The organism is Wohlfahrtiimonas sp. G9077 (assembly GCF_002252155.1).
Taxonomy (GTDB): Bacteria; Pseudomonadota; Gammaproteobacteria; order Cardiobacteriales; family Wohlfahrtiimonadaceae; genus Wohlfahrtiimonas.
This window is the reverse complement of record NZ_NEFD01000002.1, coordinates 240,792-265,782: the sequence shown is the minus strand read 5'-3', so window position 1 is coordinate 265,782 and position 24,991 is coordinate 240,792. Positions and strand designations below refer to the sequence as shown.

General features: G+C 44.1%; 30 protein-coding genes and 3 tRNA genes. 14 read left to right on the top strand and 19 right to left on the bottom strand.

Annotation, left to right across the window (positions count from 1 at the left end; translation table 11 throughout):
• Nucleotides 1-22: 22 nt before the first annotated feature.
• Together putP and B9T20_RS04580 are read left to right on the top strand one after the other, a co-directional pair.
• Nucleotides 23-1,585: a sodium/proline symporter PutP gene (putP, locus tag B9T20_RS04585; protein ID WP_008315365.1), complete on the top strand. Its 1,563-nt coding sequence runs from the start codon at nucleotides 23-25 to the stop codon at nucleotides 1,583-1,585.
• A gap of 48 nt (nucleotides 1,586-1,633) precedes the next feature.
• Complete coding sequence (locus B9T20_RS04580; RefSeq protein ID WP_094490010.1) at nucleotides 1,634-2,641, top strand: glycosyltransferase family 2 protein; 1,008 nt, start codon at nucleotides 1,634-1,636, stop codon at nucleotides 2,639-2,641.
• A gap of 51 nt (nucleotides 2,642-2,692) precedes the next feature.
• On the opposite strand, the gene htpX is transcribed toward B9T20_RS04580, so the two are convergent.
• The 8 genes from htpX to B9T20_RS04540 form a co-directional block, all read right to left on the bottom strand.
• Complete coding sequence (gene htpX / locus B9T20_RS04575; protein WP_094490009.1) at nucleotides 2,693-3,577, bottom strand: protease HtpX; 885 nt, start codon at nucleotides 3,575-3,577, stop codon at nucleotides 2,693-2,695.
• 40 nt (nucleotides 3,578-3,617) lie between these two features.
• Nucleotides 3,618-4,871, bottom strand: a complete 1,254-nt coding sequence (locus tag B9T20_RS04570; protein WP_094490008.1) for an O-antigen ligase — start codon at nucleotides 4,869-4,871, stop codon at nucleotides 3,618-3,620.
• Entirely contained in the window at nucleotides 4,868-5,704 is an 837-nt protein-coding gene (locus B9T20_RS04565; protein ID WP_233491582.1) for an ELM1/GtrOC1 family putative glycosyltransferase, read from the bottom strand. Before B9T20_RS04565 ends, B9T20_RS04570 begins: the two co-directional genes overlap by 4 nt.
• Before the next feature lie 65 nt (nucleotides 5,705-5,769).
• On the bottom strand, nucleotides 5,770-6,126 hold the full coding sequence (rplS, locus tag B9T20_RS04560; RefSeq protein WP_008315375.1) for a 50S ribosomal protein L19: 357 nt from the start codon (nucleotides 6,124-6,126) through the stop codon (nucleotides 5,770-5,772).
• A gap of 110 nt (nucleotides 6,127-6,236) precedes the next feature.
• A complete protein-coding gene (locus tag B9T20_RS04555) occupies nucleotides 6,237-6,854 on the bottom strand; it encodes an L-threonylcarbamoyladenylate synthase (RefSeq protein WP_094490006.1) in 618 nt (205 codons plus the stop codon).
• A gap of 22 nt (nucleotides 6,855-6,876) precedes the next feature.
• On the bottom strand, nucleotides 6,877-7,479 hold the full coding sequence (locus B9T20_RS04550) for an NUDIX domain-containing protein (RefSeq protein ID WP_094490005.1): 603 nt from the start codon (nucleotides 7,477-7,479) through the stop codon (nucleotides 6,877-6,879).
• A gap of 1 nt (nucleotide 7,480) precedes the next feature.
• Nucleotides 7,481-8,122: an orotate phosphoribosyltransferase gene (gene pyrE / locus B9T20_RS04545; protein ID WP_094490004.1), complete on the bottom strand. Its 642-nt coding sequence runs from the start codon at nucleotides 8,120-8,122 to the stop codon at nucleotides 7,481-7,483.
• A 70-nt stretch (nucleotides 8,123-8,192) separates the two neighbouring features.
• Nucleotides 8,193-8,849, bottom strand: coding sequence for a DUF882 domain-containing protein (locus tag B9T20_RS04540; protein WP_008315379.1), 657 nt, complete (start codon nucleotides 8,847-8,849; stop codon nucleotides 8,193-8,195).
• A gap of 223 nt (nucleotides 8,850-9,072) precedes the next feature.
• On the opposite strand from B9T20_RS04540, the gene dnaB reads away from it, so the two are divergent.
• From dnaB to B9T20_RS04515, 5 genes are all read left to right on the top strand, one after another.
• A complete protein-coding gene (dnaB, locus tag B9T20_RS04535; protein ID WP_094490003.1) occupies nucleotides 9,073-10,452 on the top strand; it encodes a replicative DNA helicase in 1,380 nt (459 codons plus the stop codon).
• Between the two features lie 35 nt (nucleotides 10,453-10,487).
• Complete coding sequence (locus B9T20_RS04530; protein WP_094490002.1) at nucleotides 10,488-11,039, top strand: hypothetical protein; 552 nt, start codon at nucleotides 10,488-10,490, stop codon at nucleotides 11,037-11,039.
• Between the two features lie 88 nt (nucleotides 11,040-11,127).
• Nucleotides 11,128-12,243, top strand: a complete 1,116-nt coding sequence (locus B9T20_RS04525) for an NAD(P) transhydrogenase subunit alpha (RefSeq protein ID WP_094490001.1) — start codon at nucleotides 11,128-11,130, stop codon at nucleotides 12,241-12,243.
• A 2-nt stretch (nucleotides 12,244-12,245) separates the two neighbouring features.
• A complete protein-coding gene (locus B9T20_RS04520) occupies nucleotides 12,246-12,527 on the top strand; it encodes an NAD(P) transhydrogenase subunit alpha (RefSeq protein ID WP_008315384.1) in 282 nt (93 codons plus the stop codon).
• Between the two features lie 3 nt (nucleotides 12,528-12,530).
• Complete coding sequence (locus B9T20_RS04515) at nucleotides 12,531-13,955, top strand: NAD(P)(+) transhydrogenase (Re/Si-specific) subunit beta (protein ID WP_094490000.1); 1,425 nt, start codon at nucleotides 12,531-12,533, stop codon at nucleotides 13,953-13,955.
• A gap of 61 nt (nucleotides 13,956-14,016) precedes the next feature.
• Here the strand turns inward: B9T20_RS04515 and B9T20_RS10250 are convergent, their stop codons facing one another.
• Together B9T20_RS10250 and B9T20_RS10245 are read right to left on the bottom strand one after the other, a co-directional pair.
• Nucleotides 14,017-14,340 (bottom strand): aspartate dehydrogenase domain-containing protein, encoded by a 324-nt coding sequence (locus B9T20_RS10250; RefSeq protein ID WP_233491579.1) that lies wholly within the window; start codon nucleotides 14,338-14,340, stop codon nucleotides 14,017-14,019.
• 21 nt (nucleotides 14,341-14,361) lie between these two features.
• On the bottom strand, nucleotides 14,362-14,808 hold the full coding sequence (locus B9T20_RS10245) for a hypothetical protein (RefSeq protein ID WP_233491576.1): 447 nt from the start codon (nucleotides 14,806-14,808) through the stop codon (nucleotides 14,362-14,364).
• Between the two features lie 95 nt (nucleotides 14,809-14,903).
• Between B9T20_RS10245 and B9T20_RS04505 the strand changes: the two genes are divergently transcribed.
• The 4 genes from B9T20_RS04505 to purB are packed head-to-tail and all read left to right on the top strand — an operon-like array spanning nucleotide 14,904 to nucleotide 18,589.
• Nucleotides 14,904-16,460 carry a UvrD-helicase domain-containing protein gene (locus B9T20_RS04505; protein WP_094489999.1) on the top strand — a complete coding sequence of 519 codons (1,557 nt, stop codon included), beginning with the start codon at nucleotides 14,904-14,906 and terminating at the stop codon, nucleotides 16,458-16,460.
• Entirely contained in the window at nucleotides 16,460-16,828 is a 369-nt protein-coding gene (locus B9T20_RS04500; protein ID WP_094489998.1) for an ArsC/Spx/MgsR family protein, read from the top strand. Before B9T20_RS04505 ends, B9T20_RS04500 begins: the two co-directional genes overlap by 1 nt.
• A complete protein-coding gene (locus B9T20_RS04495) occupies nucleotides 16,821-17,219 on the top strand; it encodes a DUF423 domain-containing protein (RefSeq protein ID WP_094489997.1) in 399 nt (132 codons plus the stop codon). Before B9T20_RS04500 ends, B9T20_RS04495 begins: the two co-directional genes overlap by 8 nt.
• Before the next feature lie 2 nt (nucleotides 17,220-17,221).
• Complete coding sequence (gene purB, locus B9T20_RS04490; RefSeq protein WP_094489996.1) at nucleotides 17,222-18,589, top strand: adenylosuccinate lyase; 1,368 nt, start codon at nucleotides 17,222-17,224, stop codon at nucleotides 18,587-18,589.
• A gap of 110 nt (nucleotides 18,590-18,699) precedes the next feature.
• On the opposite strand, the gene B9T20_RS04485 is transcribed toward purB, so the two are convergent.
• The 4 genes from B9T20_RS04485 to smpB all read right to left on the bottom strand — a co-directional run bounded on the left by B9T20_RS04485 (nucleotide 18,700) and on the right by smpB (nucleotide 19,872).
• Nucleotides 18,700-18,776: transfer RNA gene (locus B9T20_RS04485), tRNA-Arg, on the bottom strand.
• 120 nt (nucleotides 18,777-18,896) lie between these two features.
• A tRNA-Arg gene (locus B9T20_RS04480) sits at nucleotides 18,897-18,973 on the bottom strand.
• Between the two features lie 60 nt (nucleotides 18,974-19,033).
• Entirely contained in the window at nucleotides 19,034-19,396 is a 363-nt protein-coding gene (locus tag B9T20_RS04475; RefSeq protein ID WP_094489995.1) for a YajD family HNH nuclease, read from the bottom strand.
• Nucleotides 19,396-19,872, bottom strand: coding sequence for an SsrA-binding protein SmpB (smpB, locus tag B9T20_RS04470; RefSeq protein ID WP_094489994.1), 477 nt, complete (start codon nucleotides 19,870-19,872; stop codon nucleotides 19,396-19,398). Before smpB ends, B9T20_RS04475 begins: the two co-directional genes overlap by 1 nt.
• A 155-nt stretch (nucleotides 19,873-20,027) precedes the next feature.
• Between smpB and B9T20_RS04465 the strand changes: the two genes are divergently transcribed.
• The gene (locus B9T20_RS04465) at nucleotides 20,028-20,633 is read left to right on the top strand and encodes a TetR/AcrR family transcriptional regulator (protein ID WP_094489993.1); all 606 of its coding nucleotides are present in this window, start codon (nucleotides 20,028-20,030) and stop codon (nucleotides 20,631-20,633) included.
• 3 nt (nucleotides 20,634-20,636) lie between these two features.
• On the top strand, nucleotides 20,637-21,002 hold the full coding sequence (locus B9T20_RS04460; protein WP_094489992.1) for a DsrE family protein: 366 nt from the start codon (nucleotides 20,637-20,639) through the stop codon (nucleotides 21,000-21,002).
• A gap of 69 nt (nucleotides 21,003-21,071) precedes the next feature.
• Here B9T20_RS04460 and B9T20_RS04455 read toward each other — a convergent pair whose 3' ends face one another.
• From B9T20_RS04455 to B9T20_RS04440, 4 genes are all read right to left on the bottom strand, one after another.
• A complete protein-coding gene (locus B9T20_RS04455) occupies nucleotides 21,072-21,395 on the bottom strand; it encodes a hypothetical protein (protein WP_094489991.1) in 324 nt (107 codons plus the stop codon).
• 107 nt (nucleotides 21,396-21,502) lie between these two features.
• Nucleotides 21,503-21,593: transfer RNA gene (locus tag B9T20_RS04450), tRNA-Ser, on the bottom strand.
• Between the two features lie 49 nt (nucleotides 21,594-21,642).
• Nucleotides 21,643-22,323 (bottom strand): murein L,D-transpeptidase family protein, encoded by a 681-nt coding sequence (locus B9T20_RS04445; RefSeq protein WP_094489990.1) that lies wholly within the window; start codon nucleotides 22,321-22,323, stop codon nucleotides 21,643-21,645.
• Nucleotides 22,324-22,344: 21 nt separating this feature from the next.
• Nucleotides 22,345-23,115 (bottom strand): inositol monophosphatase family protein, encoded by a 771-nt coding sequence (locus B9T20_RS04440; protein ID WP_094489989.1) that lies wholly within the window; start codon nucleotides 23,113-23,115, stop codon nucleotides 22,345-22,347.
• 154 nt (nucleotides 23,116-23,269) lie between these two features.
• Between B9T20_RS04440 and B9T20_RS04435 the strand changes: the two genes are divergently transcribed.
• Nucleotides 23,270-24,031 (top strand): PhnD/SsuA/transferrin family substrate-binding protein, encoded by a 762-nt coding sequence (locus B9T20_RS04435; RefSeq protein WP_094489988.1) that lies wholly within the window; start codon nucleotides 23,270-23,272, stop codon nucleotides 24,029-24,031.
• Between the two features lie 55 nt (nucleotides 24,032-24,086).
• On the opposite strand, the gene glyQ is transcribed toward B9T20_RS04435, so the two are convergent.
• Entirely contained in the window at nucleotides 24,087-24,980 is an 894-nt protein-coding gene (gene glyQ / locus B9T20_RS04430) for a glycine--tRNA ligase subunit alpha (RefSeq protein WP_094489987.1), read from the bottom strand.
• Nucleotides 24,981-24,991 lie beyond the last annotated feature (11 nt).

Below are 24,991 nucleotides of genomic sequence, written 5' to 3'. Positions count from 1 at the left end.
TGTCACCTCCTAGGAGGTAGACATGTCATTTAACCCATTAACCATTACATTTTTCTTATACATATTTGCGATGATCGCCATTGGCTTCATCGCTTATCGCGCCACGCAAAATTTATCCGATTATATTTTAGGGGGTCGCAGCCTTGGCAGTGTGGTCACGGCGCTCTCTGCGGGTGCATCCGACATGAGCGGTTGGCTCTTAATGGGCTTACCCGGCGCGATTTATTTAGCAGGCTTATCAGAATCATGGATCGCCATCGGCTTAACCCTCGGTGCGTATTTAAACTGGCTATTTGTGGCAGGACGCCTTCGCGTCTTTACTGAATTCAATAACAATGCCTTAACATTGCCAGACTATTTTCATAGCCGCTTTGAAGATGACAAACGCTTATTGAAAATCTTCGCAGCCCTCATCATCCTATTCTTCTTTTTGATCTACTGTGCCTCTGGCATTGTGGCGGGTGCGCGCTTATTCCAAAGCACCTTTAACATGAATTATGATACGGCTCTTTGGGTGGGCGCTTTGGCAACCATTTTATATGTATTCATTGGGGGCTTTTTAGCCGTCAGTTGGACAGACACCATTCAAGCGACTTTGATGATCTTTGCTTTATTGCTGCTGCCCACCATGGTGATCCTCTCCTTGTCTGACCTTCCACAAACGATGGAGATCGTATTAAAAGAAAATCCTAACTTCATGAACATCTTCCACAACATGACCACCATCGGCATCATCTCCCTTTTAGCATGGGGATTGGGTTATTTTGGTCAGCCACACATTTTGGTGCGCTTTATGGCGGCTGAATCTGTGAACACCATTCCAAAAGCCCGCCGCATCTCCATCACTTGGATGGCCTTGTGTCTATTTGGCGCCATCTGCATTGGCTTTTTTGGCCGTGCATACTTTACGCAAAATGCAGCGATTGCTGGCATCGTCAATGGTGATTCTGAAAAAGTCTTTATGGAATTGGCCAAATACCTGCTCAATCCTTGGGTGGCAGGCATTGTGTTATCCGGTGTATTGGCAGCAGTGATGAGTACGTTGAGCTGTCAGCTCCTTGTGTCATCAAGCGCTTTAACTGAAGATTTATACAAAGGATTCTTTAGACGCAATGCCTCAGATAGAGAACTTGTGTGGGTCGGTCGCTTTATGGTGTTCATGATTGCAGCGATCGCCATCTTCATTGCCAAAGATCCAAACAGTAAAGTCTTATCCTTAGTTTCCTACGCTTGGGCAGGCTTTGGGGCGGCATTTGGTCCGGTGGTGATTTTATCCCTCTTATGGAAAGGCATGACGCGTAATGGCGCTTTAGCAGGCATGATCGTGGGTGCATTGTCGGTGATTTTATATAAAAACATCGTCCCGATTTATATTTCCCTCACTTACGGCGGCTTAACAGATGATCAATACCAAAACATCAGCCAAGGCCTATTTGACAGCGTGCCGATTTTATCCTTGTATGAAATCATCCCAGGCTTCATTTTAGCGACGATTGCCATTGTGGTGTTCAGCAAAATCGGTCAACCTGCATCAAAGTCTATGCAGCAGCGCTTTGATGATGCCACAAAAGCTTACTTACAATAATCCTTGATTTGCCCCTTCATTGGGGCAATTTTTTAATGGAGATTTTTTATGAAAAGTGTTGGCATCATTGTTGTGTTTTACAATCTCTCTGATTATGTCACATCTTGCTTAACGGCAATCGCTGAGCAAAGTCATGCGGATTTTACCTGTTACTGCATTGATGATTGTTCCACCGATGACACATTTGTAAAGCTCACGGCCTTTAGCGAAAAAGATCCACGCTTTGTGGCCATACAAAATGAGCGCAACTATGGCTCGCCGTGCCATTCGCGCAATGTGGGTTTAGAAAAAATACAACAGTGCGATTACTTCATGATTCTCGATGGCGATGATTTGCTGCATCCTGAGGCTTTAAAAATGAGCTTATCCGTCATTGAATCCTCTGACACCATCGATTGCGTGGCGTTTGATAAGGTTTTATTCAGTGATGAGGATCACATTCAGCCCGTTGCGATTCCTTCGCCTTTGCCTGTGACGGTTTATTCCGATGGCTTTGTGCGCTTTTTAGATAAAGATGCCCATTCGCCGCAAGCAAATGTTTGGAATAAACTCTACCGAACCGAGCGCTATCGTCATGAGCGCTTTTGTGAAGAGATCTTCTATGAAGATGATGTACTCTACACGCTGCAAATCCTCGCAAACACGCGCGATTATGCCTTCATTGATTTACCACTCTATTTTTATCGCAGACACCCGAGCAGCGTGACGTCAAGTTTAAAACATCAACGTTATCTCAATGATGCCACGCGCCGCCTGCAATATACGTATGATTACTTTTTTAAAGCGCCGCGCATTTCTCAAGCAATGGCAGCGCGCCTTAAACAACAGATGGCAGAGGATGCGTATCGCATGCTTGTAAGCAAGATCATCCGTAAAACTAAAGAACCTGTACTCAAAGCCACACTTTTCCCGATTGCTCAAGCAAACTTTGCCCGCTTAATCACAGAACAAATGATCGATTTACAGGATTTACCCTTCATCAAACGCATCATTGCCAAGCTCTTTTTAAACAACCACATCAAGTCCGCTTGGCTGCTTGCAAAGATTTTTGGCTGATTCATAAAAAAACCGTTGAATCATCAACGGTTTTTTATTCAATTCACTTCATTAACGCGGCTGTAAGCGTAAAGCATCAATGCGTTCTTCTAACGGTGGATGCGTACTGAATAAATTCGCAACTTTACCAGAGATGCCAAATGCTGCCATATTGCCCGGCAAATCTTCGTTTGCATGACCGCGCTGTAAGGCTTGTAATGCACCAATCATTTTATCGCGTCCGGCTAAACGTGCGCCGCCTTCATCGGCTTTAAACTCACGCTTACGGCTGAACCACGCCACAATGATGCTCGCCAAGAAACCAAAAATGATCTGCAATACAAAAGAGACAATGAAGAATGTGCCGCTGTTTTCAACTGGTGCCTCATCATCATTATTCCCTTGCAAGGCTGATGTGATGATGTTCGCCACAATGCGTGATAAGAAGATCACAAAGGTATTCACCACGCCTTGGATTAAAGTCAATGTCACCATGTCACCATTGGCAACGTGGGCAACTTCATGACCGAGCACCGCTTCAATTTCATCTCGATTCATTGTGTGCAATAAACCTGTGCTGACGGCCACAAGGGCTGCATTTTTATTCGCCCCCGTTGCAAAGGCATTCGGATCAGCTGATTCAAAAATACCCACATCCGGCAAACCAATGCCCGCCGCTTTTGCTTGGCGATGCACTGTGTCCACAAGCCATGCTTCCATTTGGTTAGAAGGTTCCGTAATAATGTGCACACCCATGCCATGGATGGCCATTTTTTTTGACATCAATAAAGAGATGATGGAACCTGTAAAACCCACCACCGCTGCGGCAAGCAACATTGGCAATAAACCTTGGCCACCGTTTAACGCACCGCTCAAACCGGTGACGGATAAAATCACTGTGATGACTGCAATCACCGCAACGTTCGTCACTGTCCATAATAAAATACGTTTAAACATAAAACTCCCTCTTAAAAACTCAATGGATTCATGAATGCTATCAGTTTAGTCTATTTTCAAGTGCTGCGTCAGCCTTACGGCGTAAAAATCTTTCGCGTAAGCCCAAGATCAAAGGCACCCAAATCAATACTGCCCAAAAACTGCCATAAAATGCCACATGGGTATTGATCGGCATCATGGCAATGAATGCCACCGCCAACCATACTGAAAAATAGGGGGCAGACAACAACAGCCACAATACACTGAATACCACAATGAGGTAACAAATAAAGCCCACAGTACCTGTTTCTGACAATACTTCTAAACCATGAAAATGTGGGAAGAACGCCTCATCATGCGCGCCTTTTAACTCTTGGGGCTGCTCTGTAAAGGTTTGATGAAAGCTGCCTGTGCCTGCGCCAATCACAGGATATTCTTGATAATGTTTCCAAGCAAATTCCCACAACACTAAGCGTGCAGAAGATAATTTATCAAACCATTCATAACTGCCAAATTCCACAGTGGCCGCACCATTTGGATTCACCAAGCGATTTTTCACCATCGGAATTTGTGTGATACCCCCTGCAACGACGATACACAATCCTAATGCCACAATGACGCGCTTCCAAGAGATCTTTTGATGGATCAACAACCACAATAATAACAAGCCACCGCTGACCAATAAAGAGACCCAACCTGCGCGTGCACCGGCCACAAAAATGGCAATCAAAGCACAGGCTGTAATGACTAACCATGCAAAGCGTCCGCGCTCTTTGGTCGCAAAACTTTGGTACGTTTGATAGAAAATGATGGGCGTCAATGTGCCGAGCACATAGCCTAAATGGTAAAACTGAAAGAGCCCCATAATGCGCACGCGATCACGACTCGCGCCCGTTAAATGATAACCGGTGAGCCATTCAATCACAGCATCCACAGAGATCAAGGCAATGAAGCCCAACACGACCCAGCGAATTTTCTCCACAGAACTTTGTGTTAAGACAATTGCCAACCCGCCAATGAAGAAAAAGCGGCTGATATTGAGCACAGTGCGCCAACTATCTTTCGGGGTTAAACTACCAATGGCAGAAATCACCACCGGCACAAAGAGCAGTAAAAACAGCCATAAAAATTGGGATGATTTTAAATAGCTGATCACTTCACAGCGATGGCGAATCAATACATAAATGCCCCATACGGCCGTGGCAATCACAACGCCATTAAAAATCCCCATCTTGGCAATGTATAGCCAAAACATGGCGGAGAAGAAAAAAATGGCCACCTTTTGTGGTAAGCCGCACGATTTCTCTGATGTCATTCAAAAAGCCCCATTGCTAATAATTGTTGTGCCACACGCCCCGATTCGTTTAAGCGCGTGCTCATTAAATGCGGTAATTGCTGTAAATTTTCCGCCATTTTACCGGTTAAACCTGCCACTGCAATCACTTTTGTGTCACAATCTGCACTTAAAGCCTCAAACACCATGGAGACAGAATCTGCCGTTACCCATGCATGTTGACTTTCAAGCAACGTTTTAGGCAGCCAATCACTTGGTAAATTTGCCACATCATGGCACTCAATCGCGGCTTTTAACGCATCTGGCATATTGTTTAAAAAGTCCGCAGGTGTACGCCTTGATGTGGATAAAATCATCCGCCCATTCGTTGTTTTCACCCAATCGATGAGCTGCTGATAAATGTCTTCATTACGCCATGCGCAATGTTCACTCGGGCCGCCAATTAAAATCACCGTTTGTGGGATTTTCTCGACTGTTTGAAGGGAAAGCACATTCATCGCGCCTTCTGTCACCAATACATTTGAACCGGTCACATGATCATGGCGCGGCACAATGCAATGATCAAACCATGATTTTGGCAATGAGGGTTTCATGATGACAATGCTTTTAGCATGATAACGCAAGCGATAATAGAGCAATGCAAAATGTGTGCGATGCCCTGCCCCAATGACGATGGCATTTTTATCAATGGATGATGCACATTTTCCACCGCTCAATAAATATTGCCATAAGGAAAACGCAGGCAACCATGTAATGTTTGCAGGCATGAGCATTTGCAATGCTGTGGCTAAACCTTCCGTTTGGCGCTGATGCCCCATTTTGCCATCTGTGATGCAATAAATTTGTTTGACCATGTTTTTTCGCCCCATAAACAAAAACCCTAGAACAAGCTAGGGTTTTTGCTGAGATGATTCGAAAATTATTTCGCTTTGATTGTAAGTTTCTCTTTAATACGAGCTGCCTTACCTTCAAGATTACGAAGATAGTAAATCTTCGCTTTACGAACATCACCGCGACGTTTAACGCTTAATGATGCGATCAATGGGCTGTATGTTTGGAACGTACGTTCTACACCAACACCATGAGAAATTTTACGAACTGTGAAAGCAGAACCCATACCGCGATTACGCTTAGCGATCACTACGCCTTCGAATGCTTGAACACGTTCACGGTTTCCTTCTTTAACTTTTACATTAACGATAACCGTATCCCCTGTTGAAAACTCAGGAAGTTCACGGTTCATCATCTCTTGCTCTAATTGCTGTACGATATTCATAATTGATAAACCTATTACTCAAAACCAACTATTTGGTAACCATAAAAAGGAAAGCATTGTATACCATTTAAAATTAAATTGCATATTTTTTACATCATACGCAATAAAATTTAAACAAATAGATCAATCGCTCCCTCACCTTCGCGGATAATTTCTGGCACACCAGATGTTAAATCAATCACTGTCGTGGGCAAGTGACTACAGTCACCGGCATCAATGATTGCATCGACGCGTTTTTCTAACAAATCCTCGATCTGATAAATTTCCCGTAAATCTTCCGCCGAATAGTTAGGCAATGTCACTGTTGTGCTCAACAAAGGCTCGCCTAACGCTTCTAACAAATCCTGAGTGATCTTATGCTTTGGCATGCGTAAACCAATGGTTTTACGTTTGGGCGTCAATAGTTTTTTCGGAATGTCTTTCGACCCCTTTAAAATGAATGTATACGCCCCCGGTAACACCGCGCGCAACAAACGATATTGACTGTTATCCACCATGGCATACGTGGCCAATTCTGATAAATCACGACACACCAAAGAGAAAAAATGGTCATCATCCACCTCACGAATTTGGCGAATGCGTTCCATACCACTTTGATTTCCAAGCATACAACAAAAGCTGTAACTAGAATCGGTCGGATAAATCACAATTCCACCCGCACGCAAAATCTCCACCGCTTGATTGATCAAACGCGCTTGGGGATTGTCAGGATGAATGTGCAAAATCATAATAACCTCAAAATTATTGTGTCTATTTTTGATACGACTGATAATTCAGCGCCAACCATTGTAACGCAATAATGGTGGAAGCGGTTTGAATTTCTCCATTATTGAGACGATTCATGGCTTCGGTGCGGCTGATGACAAAAGCTTCGATGTCCTCTTTCTCCTCACAAAGCCCATAATAACCGCCTGCTGCGGATAAATCACACACCGCTGCAAAAAGATACATATACTCATTGCTGCCGCCCACCGATGGGAAAAATTCACCAATGTGACGCAAATGTGTCAGCGATAAACCAGCTTCTTCATACGCTTCACGCACTGCGACATCTTTCACATCTTCCCCTGCTTTATCAATGAGCCCTGCGATCAATTCAACCACCCACGGATGCTCAGTGTGCCCGATCGCTGCGATGCGAAGCTGACGAATCAACAATACTTGATCCGTCACAGGATCATACGGCAACACCGCAACGGCATCTTTACGCACAAAGATCTCGCGGCGCACATCCTCAATCATCTCGCCTTTAAAGGTTGGGTGATCGAAAATGAGCTCATCCACTTTATAAAAGCCATCAAACAAGCGTTGATGAGATTTCACATGAATCTTAGCGCGATCAGGCACAGACATTTTACACTCCGTATTGTGCGCGGTACGCTTTCATGTTTGCCAATGTTTCGGCATGCTCACCGCTTTGTTCTAAATATTGGATCAAATCACTCATGGTGATCAATGCACTGACATGTAAACCAAATGTTTCACGCATCTCTTGTACGGCAGAGCGCTCAGTTTTACCGCGTTCTTCTCGATCAAGCATCAACACAACCGCCGTTGGCTTTGCTCCTGCTTTTTCAATCAACTCAATGGATTCACGGATGGCAGTGCCGGCCGTCATCACATCATCGATCAATAACACATTGCCCGTTAATGCAGAACCTACAATCATGCCGCCTTCGCCATGATCTTTGGCCTCTTTGCGGTTAAAGCTCCAAGGATAGTTTTGTCCAAATTTGGCATACAAAGCAGAAACGGTAGATGAAACCAAAGGAATGCCTTTATAAGCAGGGCCAAACATCATGTCAAATGATAAACCGGCTTCGTTGATCATCGTGGCATAAAATTCACCGAGCTTTGCCAATGCTTCACCTGTATTAAATGCACCTGCATTGAAAAAATAAGGGCTGATGCGGCCTGATTTTAAAGTGAACTCGCCGAACTTTAACGCATTGTATTGAATCGCTAATTCGATGAATGCTTTTTGATGATCCTTCATAATAAATCCTAACTCAACTGATACACGAAAAAAAAGCCATGAACCCATGGCTTACAAATTTTTTAACGGATTAGCGACCCCAAGTTCTCACTTGTCCGCTGTCAATGTGGACAAAATTAGAGCGGCTATAATAACCCACGCCACCTGCTTTCAATGAAAGCGCCGCGCGTCTGATGTTTGATGTTGCTGTGCCTGGCATTCTAATGTCAATGGCACGACCACGCATGTGGAAGCTGTTTTTCGCCACGCCACCTTGCTGACGGCTGAGCATCGCATTTGTTTGTGGTGAACGATAACCGCTGAGTGCATGTGTGGGTTTGTGATAACCCAATTGCAAACGAAGGGCATACAATTGATCTAACACGTGCGGGTCATAGAGTTTTGCGCTTTTTGTACGACGATCACGCAAGGCCCAAGAGATTTCATCTAAAGATTCACGGATGTAACCTTCACCAGGGATCCAATAGATCACGCGGGTGGTTTCTCCTAAAGCAGGCGTATAAATTCTCAACTCGCGTTCTTTCGTTACTGCTTCTTTCGCAAGCGAAGGTTGCATAGCAAACACGCCCATAAGAGAAGTTGCGGCCAATGCGCCTGTGGTGAGTTTTAATAAATTACGGCGATTTTCACACACTAATTCATTATGTGCAGTAATGTATTGCTCATAGAACAAGGTGTCATCAACCGTTTCAATGATCGATGGCTGGTTGTCGTTGAGAGTATTCATGCTACCTCTTTTCTAATTTTGAATGTGTCACACGTGTTGAATGATGTCAAAAACTGACAAGATGACTTCGCTATAAATTCAACAAATTACGAAGATTCTAACGAGAACGATTCATACTTGCAAGTAAAAATTCGTGATCGATGTCCGTATAATTAAAATTTCATGATCTATGTTAGAATTATCGCCCTTTATTCAGTCCATCATTAGGAAATCTGTCAGCACCATGGATGATCAACAAATTCAACAACTTAAAATCCCACCGCACTCCATAGAAGCAGAGCAAGCCTTGCTTGGTGCTTTGCTTTATGATGCAGACGGTTGGCAACGCATTGATGGGCGCATCAATGCCATTGACTTCTATCGTGGGGATCATCGTTTAATTTTCACCACCATTCATGCCCTTGCCGAAGATGGTAAGCCCATCGACATTTTAACGGTGGCCGATCACTTAGCACAGCAAAACAAATTAGAAGATGCCGGTGGACGCACCTATTTGGCAATGCTTGCTGCAGAAACAACCGGTGCCACAAACATCACGGCGTACGCTGACATCATTCGTGATCGCTCCATTGTCCGCCAACTCATTGGTGCTGGGTCAAAAATTGTCGACACAGGCTTTAATCCCGACGGTAAAACCACCGCAGAGATGCTCGAAGATGCGGAAAAAAGCGTCTTTGCCATCGCAGAACAAGGTTCAAAAGCCGGTGAAGGTTTAGTGGGCATCAATACCGTATTAAAAGCCTCTCTTCAGCGCTTGGATGAACTTGGCAAAATTGAAGATGGCATCACTGGGGCGCCCACAGGCTGGACTGAGTTTGATAACATGACCTCAGGCCTACAAAATGGCGATATGATCGTGGTTGCAGGCCGTCCATCGATGGGTAAAACCACTTTTGCCATGAACATTGTTGAGGCTGTGGCGCTGTCGACTAAAAAACCGATCGCTGTGTTCAGTATGGAGATGCCCTCAGAACAGCTCGTGATGCGGATGTTCTCATCGCTTGGGCGCATTGAACAGACCAATTTGCGTTCTGGCCGTCTAGATGCCCATGAGATGCAGCGCTTGGTTTCTGCCACCAAGCAACTGAACCAAACACGCATTTTTATTGATGATCAGGGCGGCTTAAGCCCCTCTGAAATGCGTGCCCGTGCCCGTCGTCTTAAACGTGAAGAGAAAGATTTAGGGCTCATCATGGTGGATTACCTACAATTGATGAAAGTGCCGGGCTTAGGCGATCAACGTGTTGCTGAGGTGTCTGAAATCTCTCGTTCTCTCAAACTCATGGCCCGTGAATTAGAAGTGCCGGTGATTGTGCTCTCACAGCTCAACCGAAGCCTTGAGCAGCGCCCCAATAAACGCCCCATTATGAGTGACTTACGTGAATCTGGCGCCATCGAGCAGGATGCTGACTTAATTTGCTTTATTTATCGCGATGAAGTATACAATCCTGAGAGCCCAGACAAAGGCGTTGCAGAAGTCATCATTGGGAAACAGCGTAATGGTCCGATTGGTACCGTTAAACTTGCATTCCAAGGAAAGTACTCTCGCTTTGCAAATTTAACCACCATCGACTATAACAATATGGCGGGTACAGACGAATAACAATGTCAATAACTTAACTTTATGGAGCACTTTTTATGTCAGATAATCAAGAATTAAAACAAACATCTACACAGCGTTCTTCGGCAGTTTTTGCGTGGTCACTCGTGGTGCTATTGCTTGCAGGAGCAGGCGTGGCATGGAAAATGGGCGCCATAGAGTTTCGTGCAGCCAATGCTCTAGAAGCAGAATCCACGGTGACAGGCATTGAGACTGATGACATCAACATCATCGAAGAGTGCACCGATGAGAGCAGCACGGCGCTGCTTGAAAAAATCTTAGCCCAAGGCATTCCTGAACTCGTTAAAAGTACGTCGCCAAATGCCACCTTAACCATTCAAAATTATGCGTATAATCAAGAGCTTTACTTTGATCCTAATCGCAACAAACGCTTGTGTGGCGTGCTTGCGCAATATAAAGTGGAAGGGCCAAATGTCCCCACATACGTTGAGAATCCCTCCATCGTCTATGAGGTGATTTATGAGCTTCAAAAAGAGCCGGATCAATCCATCAAACTCAGTACCTTCAGACAGCGCATTACATCCTCGAATTTACAGGGTGAAAAACCGACAAATATTGAGCAAAATTAATTAATTACTTCGTGCAAATACGGATAATTAAAAAAATATGATAGGATGACCCGACTTAATATATTAACTGCAATTTTAAGGTGTACACATGACACAAAATATTATTGTCCTCAAGGAATGTGCAGCTCAGGAGAAGCGTGTTGCGCTTGATCCTTTAGTTGCCAAACGTTTCAGTGATCTCGGATTCTCTGTAACTGTCACGCCAAATGCTGGCAAGCAAGCTTTCTTCCCTGATGAAAGCTACCAAGATGTTGCGGTCAATGCCCCAACATTTGGTGAAAATGATATTGTCCTTTGTGTGCAAGCCCCAAGTTTAGAAACCATCGAAGCCCTTGCGCCAAACTCCATTTTGGTGGGCTTACTCAATCCGTATCAAAATGCGGATGTGGTCAAAGCACTACAAGCGAAAAACATCACTTCCTTTGCCATGGAATTGATTCCAAGAATCACGCGTGCACAAAGCATGGATGCCCTCTCCTCTCAAGCCACCATCGTGGGCTATGAAGGCGTATTAATGGCCGCATCCTTATCACCACGTTTATTCCCAATGTTAACCACAGCGGCAGGCACCATTCGTCCGGCAAAAGTTGTGGTCATTGGCGCAGGCGTTGCCGGTTTACAAGCCATTGGTACTGCGCGTCGTTTGGGCGCCCAAGTGGAAGCCTATGACATTCGCCCAGATGCCAAAGAACAAGTGGAATCTTTAGGTGCCAAACTCATTGATACAGGCGTGAATGCTGCCGGTGAAGGCGGTTATGCCCGTGAGTTGACCGAAGAAGAAGTTGCCATGCAAGCCGCTGCCCTTAAAAAGCATTTAAGCAAAGCGCACGCTGTGATCAGCACAGCAGCCATTCCAGGTCGCAAAGCGCCTGTGATCATCACAGAAGATATGGTCGAAGAGATGCCAGCGGGTTCTGTCATCATCGATTTAGCGGCAGAAACAGGCGGCAACTGTGCATTGACACAAGTGGGTAAAATTGTGCAATACAACAATGTCACCATCTCTGGCCCTGTGAATGTTGCCTCTCGCGCCGCCCTTCACGCATCAGAAATGTATGCAAAAAACATCTTTAACTTGCTCTCTCCATTTATGGCCGATGGGCAATTGACTTTAGATTATGACGATGAAGTCATCGCGCAATGCCTCTTAACAAAAGATGGCAAAATCGTGCATGAACGCGTTCGTCAAACATTGGAGAAATAATCATGATTACACTTTTCGTCATCGCACTTGCGGCGATTGTGGGGTTTGAAATCATTTCAAGGGTTCCTGCAATCTTACATACGCCGTTAATGTCGGGTTCTAACTTCATTCATGGCGTCGTGTTAATTGGCGCAATGATCGCTCTTGGTGAAGCTGAGGGCTTTTGGCAAACAACTTTAGGTTTCATCGCAGTGATTTTTGGTGCAGCAAATGCTGTGGGGGGTTACGTTGTGACCGAACGCATGCTCGAAATGTTTAAGCCAAGCGATAAAAAGGGGAAATAAACAATGAGTGGATTATTACAATTTATCGTCAATCTTGGCTATTTTGCCACGGCGATCACTTTTATTTTTGCGCTCAAACGCATGAGTCATCCTTCCACAGCACGCTCAGGGATTGTTTGGGCAGGTTATGCGATGGCTTTTGCAACGCTCATCACCTTCATTCATCCTGATGTGCACAGCAATTACTTACTCATCATCATTGCCATTTTAATCGGTGGCATCATTGCGAACATTACGGCAAAAAGCGTCAAAATGACGGACATGCCACAAATGATCGCCATTTATAATGGTGTGGGTTCAGCCTCTGCAGCATGTATTGCAGCCATCACATTGCTTCGCACTGGCACATTGGTGGAATTACACAGTGGCGCAGACTTTAGAAGCGTACCGCCTATGCTGTTGTTAGCGGGTATCGGCGGCTTAATCGGCGTGATCTCCTTTACAGGTTCCATCATCGCGTGGATGAAATTAGATGGTCGCATGAACAAAACCGTGCGCATCAAAGGTCGTAACCTCATCAATGCAGGTTTATTGATGGCGGCCATTTTGTTTGTCATCATGCTTGCCAATGTTACGCCAGAAGCAACTCATCCTGATTACTTCTATGTGGTGTTATTGTTCGTAGTGGCAGCCGCTTTGGGTATTTTAATCGCCATTCCAATTGGCGGTGCGGACATGCCTGTGGTCATCTCTTTATTCAATGCGTTAACAGGTTTAGCGGTGGCATTTGAAGGGATTGCAACCAATAACTACGGCTTAGTGGTTTCTGGTATGGTTGTGGGCGCAGCTGGTTCTTTATTGACCATTTTAATGGCCAAAGCGATGAACCGTTCATTGTCCAACGTATTGTTCTCTAACTTTGGTGATGCACAAGCCAGCACTGAAGAGATCACGGGCAGCTTAAAACCTGTGAGTGCAGGCGACGCTGCAATGACAATGGCATATGCACAAAAAGTGATCATCGTACCAGGTTATGGTTTAGCAGTGGCGCAAGCACAGCACAAAGTGGCTGAATTGACAAAATTGCTTGAAGATAAAGGCGTGGATGTTAAGTTTGCCATCCATCCTGTGGCGGGTCGTATGCCAGGACACATGAACGTATTGTTAGCAGAAGCTGGCATTCCTTATGATTTAATCTTTGACTTAGATGAAATCAACGATGAATTTAAAGACACAGATGCAGTCTTAGTCATCGGTGCGAACGATGTTGTCAACCCTGTGGCACGTACAGATAAATCCAGTCCAATTTACGGCATGCCAATCTTAAATGCAGACATGGCAAAACAAGTGTTTGTCATTAAGCGTGGTCAAGGCGCAGGTTTCTCCGGCATTGAAAACCATCTCTTCTACCTCGACAACACCAACATGGTGTATGGCGATGCTCAGAAGATGGTCAATGACATGATTGCAGCGGTGAAATCTGTGTAAATCGTTTCATGCATGATTCAAAAAAGGTCGACTAAGTCGACCTTTTTTATTGCCCCAATCATTATGCAATCACGATTGGCCGCATCAAATCATGACAAAAACGCACCACGCTCATGGCAGCCAATTGAGAAGTTTTGGGATTATCATCCAACGGCTCACCTTCAATCATCACTGTCAATTGACCAAATGCGCCGCGGGCTGTCACGCAATGTTGATTGCGGCCAATGCTTGGATCTGCAGTGAGCTCCACCGTTGTTTGATCCATGCCAATGCCGGCCAGTGCAAGCGTTGCCGCCACATTGGTATTGGCCGGAAACAGTGTTGCCGCTTCCCTAGCCGTACCACGATAAAATGTCACCGCTTCAGTTAATTGAGCCAAATCCACACAGTGTTCTGCATGGCTCCCTTACCAGCCTTCCGGCGGCTTTCTGCCTTGATAGATCACTTCATCTAATCCTACATAAACTGCCGCACTCAATGCATCAACGCCTGCGATTGCACCAGATAAAATGTGCAAGCGGCTGCCATAAACACGCGCTGAATCCAGCATGGATTGATGCCAATCATCATCGGCAAATGCCCCCACAGAAATGATGCCAATGGGCACGCCAAATGTCATGGCTTTGGGCAAATGCATTTTCAAAGCGCTTTGCCCTGCCATTTCAATCACAACATCTGGCGCATTTTGAATCTCATCAATGTTTGACACCACTTGAATCGAGCGGCCAACCTCATTTTGTACAGCTTTTTCATTGCCTTGACGCACCACCAAGCCTGTCACAAACATTCCCTCTGGCAAAGCTTGCAACACTGCTTTTGCCATTGCGCCATAACCAATCACCAAAACCCGCATGCGCTCTCCCATAATTTAGTCGCTCAATCTTTTATGATCTTTGTTAGAATAGCACTTTTGTAATATCACCTCGATCTTATGACTTTGCCTAAATAATGAAGCTGACCCCCGAGCAAGATGCAATTCTTGCAATTGATGCCAACTTAAAAGTGAATGCGGTTGCTGGCTCTGGCAAGACAACCACCATCGTTGCCTATGCCAAATCGCGCCCTTCTGATGCTCGGATCCTCTATTTAGCCTTTAATCAAACCGTCAAACAAGAAGCGATTGTGCGCTTTGAAGATGCGCAATTGCACAATGTCACCGTAGAAACTGCCCATTCATTGGCTTATCGTTATGTGGTGCGCCGCGGCGGTTATCAAATTAAAAATCATGGCTATGGCCTCTCTGAGATCGTTCAACTGTTGGCACTGAATCAATCAATGCCCATACAGCGCGCCTATTTAATGGCCCATCACATCGATGGATTGATGATGTTCTATTGCAACAGTGCCGCCCACAGTGCCACAGAGCTCAATTATGCGGCAACATTACATGATGCAAAAGCCAAAGCCTTTGTCAGTCATCATCAAAATGAGATCATCGAACACACGCGCACCTGGATGCGTAAGATGAATCAGGCCGAAATCCCCATCACACACGATTTTTATCTCAAAAAGTTTCAATTGTTGAGCCCAGAATTGCCCTTTGATTACATCTGTTTTGATGAAGGGCAAGATGCCTCTCCTGTGATGCTCGATATTTTCTTAAAGCAGCCGGCTAAAAAAATGATCGTGGGGGATCGCCACCAACAAATTTACAGTTGGCGTTATGCCGTCAATGCGTTAGAAGAGACAGATTTTATCACCTTTCCATTGAGCTCAAGCTTTCGATTTTCATCAGACATTGCCAAACTTGCGCAATCGATTTTAGGTTGGAAAGCCCATCTACATATCAAAGAAGAGACCGAAATCAAAGGTCTTGGCAAGCGTGAAAATTTACATCAAAAGATCGTGCTTGGCCGCACAAATTTAGGTTTATTGCGCGAAGCCATTCGTTACATTCATGATCCTTCCCTAACTGGCAGCCTCTATTTTGAAGGCAGCATTCATGCTTATACCCATACAGAGGAAGGCACATCCCTTTATGATGTGGTGAATCTACACTTGGGCAAATTCGATAAAATCCACAGTCCTATGATCAAAACATTCCCAAGCCTTGAAGCTCTTGAGGAATATGCCGAAACCACCAATGATGCACAACTTAAAATGCTGATTGAACTGGTGCGGCTCTATGGACCAAATCTCTTTAATGTGATGAAAAAGCTCAAAGCACGCTTAGTGGATAAAGAGAATAAGGATCAAGCCGATTTAGTTTTTTCCACCGTGCATCGCAGTAAAGGGCTTGAATATGATGAGGTTTATTTGGTTGAGGATTTCATCACAGAAGATGAAGTTAAACGTTTAGCAAAAAGCGCAGATGCCAGCCAAATCCTCAAAATCATCGAAGAGATCAACCTGTTATATGTCGCCATCACGCGCACAAAACACACGCTATACATTGCCGAATCAATGTTGCCCAAAAATTTTCCGAAGCTGCCTGGCATTCGCATCATGAGTCCAAAGCAGCGCGTCAATTATTTACAAGAATTTTATCGTCTCGGGAGGCCATAATGTGGACCATTTATCATAATGACAATTGTTCTAAATCACGGGCAGCATTTGCTCTATTGACAGAAAAAGGCGTGGATTTTAATGTCATCCATTATTTACAAACGCCGCCAAGCTTGGCCACATTAACAGAGATTGCAGGCTATCTTGATCACAACATTGATGCCATGGTGCGCATGAAAGATGATGCATTTACCCCCATCAAAGATCAATGGGCCACTTGGTCAGATGCACAAAAACTCGCATATTTAGCGGATAACATTGCCCTATTAGAGCGCCCGATTGTGGTGACAGATGATCAACGCGCCAAAATTGGCCGCCCGGATCACACAGCCCTTCTCACCCTTTTTGAGGAAACAACAGATGCGTAGTTTTTTCATCATTGGCGGATTGATGTGCACCCTTGCCGTGGCGTTTGGTGCATTTGGTGCGCACGCATTAAAACCCATGTTTAACGAATATCAAATGAGTTTATGGGAACGCGGCAACTATTATCAGATGATCCATGGCGTTGCCATTCTCTTATCGACTTTTGCGGCATATTTATTTCAAACCCAACGTTATTTTTTCATTGCCAGCGCACTCTTCACGCTTGGCATTGTGTGCTTTGCCGGTAGCTTATACGCCATCGCATTGACGGGCATCACAGCATTCGGAATGGTTGCGCCGATTGGCGGCACCTCATTGATGATTGCGTGGTTATTATTTTTGATTGGCTGTTTTAAATTTTCTTCAAACATTGTTATTCCTAAAGGGGCTTAAATATGTTGGATGCAATTACTGCACTTTCTCCACTCGATGGTCGTTATTCACGCCAAACCTCACCATTACAAAAACTCATGAGTGAATATGGCTTGATTAAAGCCAGAATCACTGTAGAAATTGAATGGTTCATCGCATTGTCTGAAAATGCAGGCATTCCTGAAGTGCCAGCATTCTCTAATGACACCGTGCAGTTATTGCGCGACATCTATCTAAACTTTGCGCCAAGCGACGCTAAAGCCGTCAAAGAGATCGAAAAAACCACCAATCATGATGTCAAAGCCGTGGAGTATTGGTTAAAAGATGCGTTCCGTTCTGTCCCTGAAGTGGAACAATACTCTGAGTTTTTACACTTTGCGTGTACTTCTGAAGACATCAACAATTTATCCTATGCATTGATGCTCAAAGAGAGCGTGAATGATGTGATGATGCCAGAATTGGCCAACATCATCGCAACGCTTCGCACAATGGCACACACATTGGCAGACATTCCATTATTGTCACGCACGCATGGTCAATCTGCAACGCCATCAACGCTCGGTAAAGAGATGGCCAACGTGGTGTATCGTTTAGAACGCCAATACAAAGCCCTTGAGAATTTTGAATTTTTCGGCAAAATCAATGGTGCTGTGGGTAACTACAATGCGCACATGGTGGCTTATCCGGATGTGGATTGGGAAAATCACGCCATGACATTGGTGGAAAAACATTTAGGCTTAAGCTTCATGCCTTATTCCACACAAATTGAACCCCACGATTATGTGGCTGAACTCTCTCACATCATGAGTCGTTCAAACACCATCATGATTGATTTAGCCCGCGACATTTGGGGTTACATCAGCCTTGCCTACTTCAAACAAAAAGTGATTGCAGGTGAAGTGGGCTCTTCAACCATGCCGCATAAAGTCAACCCAATTGACTTTGAAAATGCAGAAGGCAACTTTGGCATTGCAAATGCTCTGTTCACCCATTTTGCAGAAAAATTGCCAATCTCAAGATGGCAACGCGATTTAAGTGACTCCACTGTTTTAAGAAGCTTAGGTTCTGCCTTTGGTTACACCATGATTGCGTATAAGAGCTTACAAAAAGGTTTATCTAAATTGGAAGTCAATGAAGCGAACATTCATGCGGATTTAGATCACAACTGGGAAGTTTTAGCTGAGCCAATTCAAACCGTCATGCGCCGCTATGGCATTGAAGCGCCGTATGAAAAACTCAAAGCCTTAACGCGTGGTCAAAAAGTGGATGCGGCAAAATTAACGGCCTTTATCGATACGCTTGAATTGCCTGAAGATGTCAAAGTAGAATTGAAAAAATTAACGCCACACAACTACATTGGTCAAGCAGCCGAGTTGGCAAAACGCATTTAATGTAAAACAGTTACATGATAAGAGGCTGAATTTTCAGCCTTTTTTATTATCCATCAAATGAAATGCCAAAAATGAAAAAACCCTGCACATTGTGCAGGGTTTTCATCAATTGGCGCGCCCAGAAGGAGTCGAACCTCCGACCGCCTGGTTCGTAGCCAGGTACTCTATCCAGCTGAGCTATGGGCGCATTCTCAAAAGAGGCAATCATTATAGCGTGATTTTTAGATCTGTCAAATAAATGTTTCGATCATTTTTCATCCGCTCAATACCAAAAAACCCTACACTTTCGTGCAGGGTTTCTATCAATTGGCGCGCCCAGAAGGAGTCGAACCTCCGACCGCCTGGTTCGTAGCCAGGTACTCTATCCAGCTGAGCTATGGGCGCTTGTCTCAAAAGAGGTGCTCATTATAGCGTAATCTCCGGCGCTGTCAATTTTTATTGCGCCTATTTTTTGAGCATGTCCGCCAATCCTGCAAAAGGATTATGTTTTACCTCAACTTTTTCATCTTCGCTGACATGATATTTTGCACGCAAAGCCTCTTCCTGGCGCTGATGCTCATTGTCATGACAATACAAACACAATAACTCCCAGTTGCTGCCATCGGGCGGATTGTTGTCATGATCATGATCACGATGATGCACCGTCAATTCAAATAGATTGCTGCGATCAAACTCACGCGCACAGCGCCCACAAATCCAAGAGTACATTTTAAGGGCACGTTCACGATAACTTGCCGCACGTTGATCTGCTTCTTTTCTCGCTTTTGCCACAATTTCATCTAAGCGACTTTTTGACATCGTCACCATTACACACTTCCTTTTAACACACGTTGTTTCTCGATGTTCCATTCGCGCTCTTTGATGGTTGCGCGTTTATCATGATCTTTTTTACCTTTCGCCAAACCAATTTCCACCTTCACCATCCCTTTTTTCCAATACATCGCCAATGGCACAATGGTGTAACCTTTGCGGTCCATGCTGCCCATCAAGCGATCAATCTCATGCTTATGAAGCAATAATTTACGCGTGCGAATAGGATCAGGATGCACATGGGTCGATGCGGACATCAATGGTGAAATGTGCGCGCCAAAGAGAAATGCTTCCCCATTTTTAAATGTAACATACGCCTCTTTCATCTGAGCTTTACCGGCGCGAATGCTTTTAACTTCCCAACCTTCTAAGCTGATGCCTGCTTCGATCCTCTCTTCGATGAAATAATCATGAAAAGCCTTTTTATTCGCCGCGATCTGCGGATTGAACGAAGGTTTACTTTTTTTACTCATTGAATTCATTCCTTCAACATTTTAGTGCTGTAACATGCTCATAATCTAACATATTGCGCGATATTTGAGAATTTATCCCCACAAAATTATGTGCTTCTCACATTTGTGCCTATAATAGAGAATCATCATTTTATTGATCAATAAGGATACAACCGTTGAGAAGCCAACGTTTACACAAAGATGAACGCCATGAACAGTTATTGTCTGTTGCCAATCAGATCATTCGTGAAGAAGGCACTGAAGCCCTCACATTGATCACATTAGCGGATAAAGCAGGCGTTACCAAACCCATTACCTATCGTCATTTTGGCAATCGTAAAACGCTGCTTCACATCCTTTTTCAGCAAACCTATACGCAAGTTGCCGAAACGATGCAGCAACAAATCCTCAAAGATGCCACGTGCTTAAAAGATGCCGTGCGTATTTTTGCGGGCACTTGCATCAATTGCATGGACAATCATGGTAAAGAGTTCTCTGCCATCATATCAGCACTAAAAGCCTATCCTGAATATGAACAGATTGACCTAGAAGTCCAAGACTTTTATTGCAATACATTGCAATCATCCCTTGCCCCGTTTTTACCGGAAGGCTACCAAATTCCAAAGCTCACGTTGATCATGATCTATGGCGCCACAAATGCCGCCGGCGGCATGTTGCTCAATGGTTTGATCACCAAAGATGAGATGGTTCACAATGTCACCCGTTTAATCTGTACGCAATTAGCGCATGGCTGTGACCATGTAATCAACCCTAAGGAGTAAATTATGGCGGATTTATTAATCACTTTAACGCAACATGAATCAAATGCGAACAATGTCACCATCGCTTTTACGATGGGCAACGAAGCCTTAAATAAAGGCTACAGCGTGGACATTGTCCTGTTGTCTGATGCTGTGGCTTTAGCACAACAAGGCTATGATGAAAAAATTGACATTGGCGCACCTTTTAAAGCGCTCCGTGAACTATTGCCAGCCTTTTTACAAGCAGGCGGCAAATTGAAAGTGTGTAAAGCCTGTATGATCCACAATGGCGTCAAAGAAGAGGATTTACTCAAAGATGCCATCATCATCACAGCGCTCGATGTGATTGATCTTTTAATGGAATCTAAAAAATCATTGCAGCTCAATTAATCGCAGCATTTTCAAAAGTTATCAAAAAACCTCAGCATGCTGAGGTTTTTTTTAATCCGAACCATTGAATTATAAAAATTCAGGCAATTGCCCTAAATCATCTTTGGCAATCTCAGCCTCATCAATGCGTAAATATTCTGCATCGCCAATGATCACTAAATTCACCGCGTGCATTGGCGTCCACAATTTTTGATTTTTCGCATAATGCGCCGTTGCAAAAGCAATTTTTTGTGTTTTCAATAGATCACACAATAATGATTTGATGGCATAACGTGAACTTTTCACGGAGATTTTGCCTGTTTGATCGACATCAACGCGTCGAATTCTTGCGCCTGCAATGTTGCCTTGCGCATCTTTTTTAATTTTATAGATATAAAAATCAGCAGTTGTCATTCTTTTTCCTTGTTACCTGCCCTTTTCGGGCAGAATCATTGCAGCACAATGATATTTAAATTAGGCAATAAAAAAGCCCTTGAAAACAAGGGCTTTTTTACATTATCTGGCGGAGAAGGAGGGATTCGAACCCTCGATACGCTATTAACGTATATCCGCTTTCCAGGCGAACGCCTTCAGCCACTCGGCCACTTCTCCATTAATGCTTGAGGGCAGAAATATACCCGATTTAAAACCAAATAGCAAATTATTGATTGATCGTATATTTACCACTTCGGATGCCAACATTCGGAACCTTATGATATTTCTCAAAATAATCATACCCTTCTTTTAACTCTAACCAAAACGCATAATGGGGCGAATGTTTCTCTCGGCTCAAGCGCGCATCCGTCATTTTAAAGGGAAACACATGCACCGGCACTGTCGCTTGCCCACGATTCAATGAAGCGGCCACGAGCTGATAAATCTCTTCCATTTGCTGATCGGTCATGGCATAACAGCCAACGGAGACACAATCACCATGCACCATCAAATAATCGCCCGTATAGCCCTTAAAGCGGTCATATTGATTCGGAAAACCTAAATCAAACGACTTGTAATATTGGCTGTAGGGATTGAGCGCGCGGCGCGTGACTTGATAAAAACCCTCCGGTGAAACTCGATCACCCTGCTTTTTCTTCGGCCCTAAAGGTCCTGAATAGTAACAGATGGGATAATTGGTCAATTGCTGATATTTGCCATGTTTTTCATACCAAATTTCAAGCATGCGTTCTTCTTTAAAAATGCGCACAAAAATGGGATCACCCTTTTTCGCGCGAATGCTCTTTAAACGCTGTTCTAGGGGCGCATCCGTCATATACGGCGCACGAGAAGGTGTGCTGCATGCACCAATGATCCACACACAGCACAAAATTAAAATGTTCTTCATACAATCCTGTGGCGAACGTTTTTATTGAAGATAACTCAAAACAGCATCATGCAATGCACAATTGGTTGCCACGATGTTTGTGCTCTCTAAGCTCAAAGGTTGACCATTTAAATCCGTCACTTTACCGCCCGCCTCTGTCACGATGATGGAAAGCGCCGCAACGTCTAAAATCGTCACATCAGATTCCACCACAATGTCCACTTTGCCTGCAGCCGTATAATGATAATGCAAGAAATCACCAAAACCGCGTGTGCTATTGATGGCCAATAACAATTGTCCGTAGTTTTGCCATTTTGTGCTGTCTTTTGCCAATGATTTGATGTTGCCTGAGGAAAATACGGCATCTTTCAATTCAGTAATGTCGCTCACATAAACGCGCTCACCATTGATGAATGTCCCATTGCCTTTTGTGGCATAAGCGATCTCGCCTTCACCAAAACATGGCGCCGATGAAACACCTAAAATGATCTCACCTTTGTACATCAACGCAATTTGTGTGGAGAAAAATGGACGGCGGCGAATAAAGGCTTTGGTGCCATCAATCGGATCAATGAGCCACTGATAATCGGACTCAGGATTGATCATTCCACCTTCTTCACCCCAAAATCCATGCTCAGGAAAATTTTCAACAATAATTGATCTGATCAGGGTTTCCACATTAACATCGACCTCGGTAACTGGTGTATAATCACCCTTAATCGTAATGTTAAAACCTTGTGCTTCGTACGCTTGACGAATCATTTTTTTAGACTCTGCCGCGGCTAAAAGTGCAACCTTTAAAAACTGTTCCATATTTTCCTCAATATTAAGATGTAAACTATGACAAAATGACATTACCTTGCCCAATTAAGCACAAAATTAACGATCATTTTTTTACTTTCTGTTAGAATTGAGACCAACTCTTCACAGACAAATGTAAAAAGATAAAAATTACATGGAGTATTATATGTCAACAATCTCTTTTTCAATAGCACCAGACATCGCGCCACAACGTCTACCAGGTTGGTATATCTTTGCGACATGGCTATCAAAACAGATCAACACCCCCATTACAACAACAGATTTCTCATCTTTTGAAAAACAAAAACAAGCACTGTTAGATGGCAAAATAGATTTCTTATACGCCAATCCTTACGATGCTGGCTGGCTTGTGCGCGAACAAAAGTTCATTGCTTTAGCGCAACCCACCAGCGATGTGGCAGAAGTGACTGTGGTTGCCAAAGTTGGCGGTGCCATTACAGCGGTTGTGGACATTCCCAAAGGTGTGAATGTTGCAGCGGCCGATAATGCTGATCTTCGCATGTTAGGCGCCATTTTATTAGAGCCTGCAAACCTCACTAAAGATGATTTTACTTTTGTGGATGTGAGCAATCACATTTTAGCCATCAAAGCATTATTGTCTGGCAAAGCAGACATCGCCATGATTCCCACCAAAATCTTCAATGGCCTCAGTAAAACCATTGCCAATGACCTCAATCCATTGGTGTCAACGCAAGCGCGTGACATCGAAAGTGTGGCCCATTGCTTTGTGCTTTCCCCACAAATGGCAGAATTTGCAGAGCCCATCAAACAAGTGCTCAAAGAGATGAAAAACTTGCCAAATGGTCAATCCATTTTAGATGACATTGGCGTCACTGATTGGAAAATCCTTGAAAATAAAGATGAAATTGCCTTTATGATCGATTTGATCTACGCATTACAAGTCTAATACTCTCCGGCAATAAAAAAGCGATCCAAGGATCGCTTTTTTCATAGGCATATACTTAATCTTTCAACATCGGGAAACCTAAAGCTTCACGGCTGTTGTAATAGGCTTCTGCCACTGATTTGGCCAATTCACGCACACGTAAAATGTAAGATTGACGTTCTGTCACAGAGATCGCTTTACGCGCATCTAACAAGTTAAAAGTATGCGATGCTTTTAACACCATCTCATACGCTGGCAATGCCAATTTTGCTTCAATCAAGCGTTTGGCTTCTTTCTCATAAAAACTGAATGCCGTTAATAAGAAATCCACATCCGCGTGTTCAAAGTTATACGTTGATTGTTCCACTTCATTTTGATGGAACACATCCCCATAAGTGATCGTGCCAAATGGACCTTCTGACCACACTAAATCATAAACGCTCTCGACATTTTGTAGATACATCGCCAAGCGCTCTAAACCATAGGTGATTTCACCCATCACAGGTTTACACTCTAAACCGCCCACTTGTTGGAAATAGGTAAATTGCGTCACTTCCATACCGTTTAACCACACTTCCCAACCCAATCCCCACGCACCCAACGTTGGCGATTCCCAGTTGTCTTCCACAAAGCGAACATCATGCACTTTCGTGTTGATGCCAAGCACATTTAACGACTCTAAATAGAGCTCTTGGAAGTTCGCAGGTGAAGGCTTGATCACCACTTGGAATTGATAATAATGCTGCAAGCGGTTGGGGTTTTCACCATAACGACCATCGGTTGGACGACGCGATGGCTGTACATAAGCAGATGCCCAAGGCTCAGGACCTAATGAACGTAAAAATGTGGCTGAATGGAACGTACCTGCGCCCACTTCCATGTCATAGGGTTGTAAAACCACACAGCCATGTTCTGCCCAGAATGTTTGTAGTTTGAGGATAATTTCCTGAAATGTTAATACTTTTGACATAATTGCGTTAT

What these genes read in the sequence shown, in the direction of transcription:
- B9T20_RS04500 (WP_094489998.1), top strand. Translation starts at nt 16,460, where the DNA reads ATGTGGACCATTTATCATAATGACAATTGTTCTAAATCACGGGCAGCA.
- dnaB (WP_094490003.1), top strand. Translation starts at nt 9,073, where the DNA reads ATGGATGATCAACAAATTCAACAACTTAAAATCCCACCGCACTCCATA.
- B9T20_RS04455 (WP_094489991.1), bottom strand. Translation starts at nt 21,395, where the DNA reads ATGACAACTGCTGATTTTTATATCTATAAAATTAAAAAAGATGCGCAA.
- B9T20_RS04550 (WP_094490005.1), bottom strand. Translation starts at nt 7,479, where the DNA reads ATGTCTGTGCCTGATCGCGCTAAGATTCATGTGAAATCTCATCAACGC.
- B9T20_RS04580 (WP_094490010.1), top strand. Translation starts at nt 1,634, where the DNA reads ATGAAAAGTGTTGGCATCATTGTTGTGTTTTACAATCTCTCTGATTAT.
- B9T20_RS04460 (WP_094489992.1), top strand. Translation starts at nt 20,637, where the DNA reads ATGGCGGATTTATTAATCACTTTAACGCAACATGAATCAAATGCGAAC.
- htpX (WP_094490009.1), bottom strand. Translation starts at nt 3,577, where the DNA reads ATGTTTAAACGTATTTTATTATGGACAGTGACGAACGTTGCGGTGATT.
- B9T20_RS04495 (WP_094489997.1), top strand. Translation starts at nt 16,821, where the DNA reads ATGCGTAGTTTTTTCATCATTGGCGGATTGATGTGCACCCTTGCCGTG.
- glyQ (WP_094489987.1), bottom strand. Translation starts at nt 24,980, where the DNA reads ATGTCAAAAGTATTAACATTTCAGGAAATTATCCTCAAACTACAAACA.
- putP (WP_008315365.1), top strand. Translation starts at nt 23, where the DNA reads ATGTCATTTAACCCATTAACCATTACATTTTTCTTATACATATTTGCG.
- B9T20_RS04475 (WP_094489995.1), bottom strand. Translation starts at nt 19,396, where the DNA reads ATGGTGACGATGTCAAAAAGTCGCTTAGATGAAATTGTGGCAAAAGCG.
- B9T20_RS04570 (WP_094490008.1), bottom strand. Translation starts at nt 4,871, where the DNA reads ATGACATCAGAGAAATCGTGCGGCTTACCACAAAAGGTGGCCATTTTT.
- B9T20_RS04530 (WP_094490002.1), top strand. Translation starts at nt 10,488, where the DNA reads ATGTCAGATAATCAAGAATTAAAACAAACATCTACACAGCGTTCTTCG.
- B9T20_RS04505 (WP_094489999.1), top strand. Translation starts at nt 14,904, where the DNA reads ATGAAGCTGACCCCCGAGCAAGATGCAATTCTTGCAATTGATGCCAAC.
- B9T20_RS04515 (WP_094490000.1), top strand. Translation starts at nt 12,531, where the DNA reads ATGAGTGGATTATTACAATTTATCGTCAATCTTGGCTATTTTGCCACG.
- B9T20_RS04440 (WP_094489989.1), bottom strand. Translation starts at nt 23,115, where the DNA reads ATGGAACAGTTTTTAAAGGTTGCACTTTTAGCCGCGGCAGAGTCTAAA.
- B9T20_RS04525 (WP_094490001.1), top strand. Translation starts at nt 11,128, where the DNA reads ATGACACAAAATATTATTGTCCTCAAGGAATGTGCAGCTCAGGAGAAG.
- B9T20_RS04435 (WP_094489988.1), top strand. Translation starts at nt 23,270, where the DNA reads ATGTCAACAATCTCTTTTTCAATAGCACCAGACATCGCGCCACAACGT.
- B9T20_RS04520 (WP_008315384.1), top strand. Translation starts at nt 12,246, where the DNA reads ATGATTACACTTTTCGTCATCGCACTTGCGGCGATTGTGGGGTTTGAA.
- smpB (WP_094489994.1), bottom strand. Translation starts at nt 19,872, where the DNA reads ATGAGTAAAAAAAGTAAACCTTCGTTCAATCCGCAGATCGCGGCGAAT.
- pyrE (WP_094490004.1), bottom strand. Translation starts at nt 8,122, where the DNA reads ATGAAGGATCATCAAAAAGCATTCATCGAATTAGCGATTCAATACAAT.
- purB (WP_094489996.1), top strand. Translation starts at nt 17,222, where the DNA reads ATGTTGGATGCAATTACTGCACTTTCTCCACTCGATGGTCGTTATTCA.
- B9T20_RS10245 (WP_233491576.1), bottom strand. Translation starts at nt 14,808, where the DNA reads ATGCGGGTTTTGGTGATTGGTTATGGCGCAATGGCAAAAGCAGTGTTG.
- B9T20_RS04445 (WP_094489990.1), bottom strand. Translation starts at nt 22,323, where the DNA reads ATGAAGAACATTTTAATTTTGTGCTGTGTGTGGATCATTGGTGCATGC.
- B9T20_RS04540 (WP_008315379.1), bottom strand. Translation starts at nt 8,849, where the DNA reads ATGAATACTCTCAACGACAACCAGCCATCGATCATTGAAACGGTTGAT.
- B9T20_RS04555 (WP_094490006.1), bottom strand. Translation starts at nt 6,854, where the DNA reads ATGATTTTGCACATTCATCCTGACAATCCCCAAGCGCGTTTGATCAAT.
- rplS (WP_008315375.1), bottom strand. Translation starts at nt 6,126, where the DNA reads ATGAATATCGTACAGCAATTAGAGCAAGAGATGATGAACCGTGAACTT.
- B9T20_RS04565 (WP_233491582.1), bottom strand. Translation starts at nt 5,704, where the DNA reads ATGGTCAAACAAATTTATTGCATCACAGATGGCAAAATGGGGCATCAG.